This window comes from Pseudomonas sp. D47, from assembly GCF_045447305.1.
GTDB lineage: Bacteria > Pseudomonadota > Gammaproteobacteria > Pseudomonadales > Pseudomonadaceae > Aquipseudomonas.
This window is the reverse complement of sequence record NZ_JBJGXU010000145.1, coordinates 1-1,778: the sequence shown is the minus strand read 5'-3', so window position 1 is coordinate 1,778 and position 1,778 is coordinate 1. Positions and strand designations below refer to the sequence as shown.

At 56.0% G+C, this 1,778-nt stretch carries 2 protein-coding genes; both read right to left on the bottom strand.

Features of this window, described 5'->3' with window-relative positions:
* Positions 1-455: SLC13 family permease (locus tag ACI77I_RS31925; protein ID WP_407000178.1), on the bottom strand; the 455-nt coding region annotated here is incomplete at its 3' end.
* 358 nt (positions 456-813) lie between these two features.
* A complete protein-coding gene (locus ACI77I_RS31920) occupies positions 814-1,488 on the bottom strand; it encodes an alpha/beta fold hydrolase (RefSeq protein ID WP_407000176.1) in 675 nt (224 codons plus the stop codon).
* Positions 1,489-1,778: the final 290 nt, after the last annotated feature.

The following is a 1,778-nucleotide window of genomic DNA, read 5'->3' as shown; positions in this document are numbered from 1 at the left end:
TTGAGAACGCCGGCACCAGTGGCCAGCAGCATTAGCATCAAGTAAGGGCTCATTCGCAATTGCTTGTATAGCGGCAGCAGCGCAGGAATGGTCAGCAGAAAGGTGGTCGCGCCAGCACCATCAAGATGGGCGAGCATGCCAATCAGCGCGGTTGCGACTGCCACGGAGATCACATTGCCACGGGTCAGCTTGACCATGTAGCCGATGACCGGACGAAACAGGCCGGTGTCCTGCATGATCCCGAAAAACGTGATGGCAAAGATAAACATGGTGGCGATTGGCGTCACTCGTCCAACGCCGTCGGTAAAGAATCCGGATATCTCTCCCAGCCCGAAACCAGCAAACAAGGCCCCCAGCAGGGGCACAACAATCAACGGCAGAATGGGTGACATACGCCCGACGAGAAGCAGCACGACCAGGCTTAGCATCGTGATTAGGCCAATCAAGGTCAGCAAACCGGTTACTCCTGTTGTTCTTATAAAGAAGGCGCGTTCAGTACGGCAACCGCCAGGCTAAAGGAGCGGAGATTCGGCAACGTTATTAACGTTGGTATCACAGAATAATAAATTGGGGGCCTGATCCTTCAGGCGGCTCGCCACGCAAAGACTGCGTATCGACATGAGCAAAACCAAGGTTTAAATAGCAAGACAAGGCTACAGTGCCAGCTCATGAAGAGGAGTGAATTCAATACATTTCATATAGATTAACCAAGGACGGCGCGAATAGAGCAACCGCAAGGCCGTCGACCGATTGAACGCCACATTGCGTATCGGCGCGGCTGATGTCATATCGAGCTCTTCAACTTGCCGCGCCCTAAGACCTGATGATGGTTTTAACCCGCACCGTCAGCTCATTGAACGCGACGTCTACCGCGCTCGGGTTTTCGATCCAGAGGAAGTGTCCGCCGCCAGGGATAATGCTTGTCCACACACTGACTGTTTTGAAGCGAACTTGAACCCATCCCCCCTGCCACACGATCTGATCTGCACTGCCGGCAAGGAGAAGGACGGGGAGAGAACAAGGCCACCACTTCGCTACGTAGACGTGATCGAAGCTCGCGTCCGACCACTTCACGGCGGCTCGGTTATAGGGCAGGCATGCCAGAAGCTCGTGGCCGAGCGCAAGCCCGGCATACGTGAAGTTCCAATCGGCTGCCGCGACAGCGATGGCCGCCAGGTTTTCATCGCAACGCTCGGCCTCATACACCGCGCGGGTTCTGTCCACAGCCGATAAAGGATGAGCGCCAGCCATGGCTACGAAACGGGGATGCCAATTCGCGTCCGGTGCGCTATCCAGCAGGGCTAGACCGAGGATGTGCGGCGCCAACTCGGGTGTTGATAACAAGTACATGCCCCCAGTCGAATGTCCTGCAAACACCACGTCAGGCAGTGCCTGGGCTGCTTCGATGACGACATTCGGCCAGTTGGAAAAGAGGGCCGTAGTGCTTCCAGGAGGGTATCGATTGGAACCGCCTTCGCGTAAGTCCACCAACCAGATCGCCCCGGGACAGACAGGGCACTCGCCAACTCCTCCAGAATCTCAGATCCCAGTCCAGGCCCGCCTGGGAGTAACAGCCAGTTGAGTGGCCCCGAACGGACCGAATGTTGTCGCAAGCGCGCGCCTGACGGGGTAAAAAGTGTAAGGAGCATAGACAAAATCTCAGGGGTTGGGAGACGTCAGGCACGCTACCTACAGCCTAGTAAAACGGTAGAAGACTTTCATCTACAAGTATCCCAAGGGCTATCCTCACTTGGTGGTCGACCGCAACAGCATCGTCT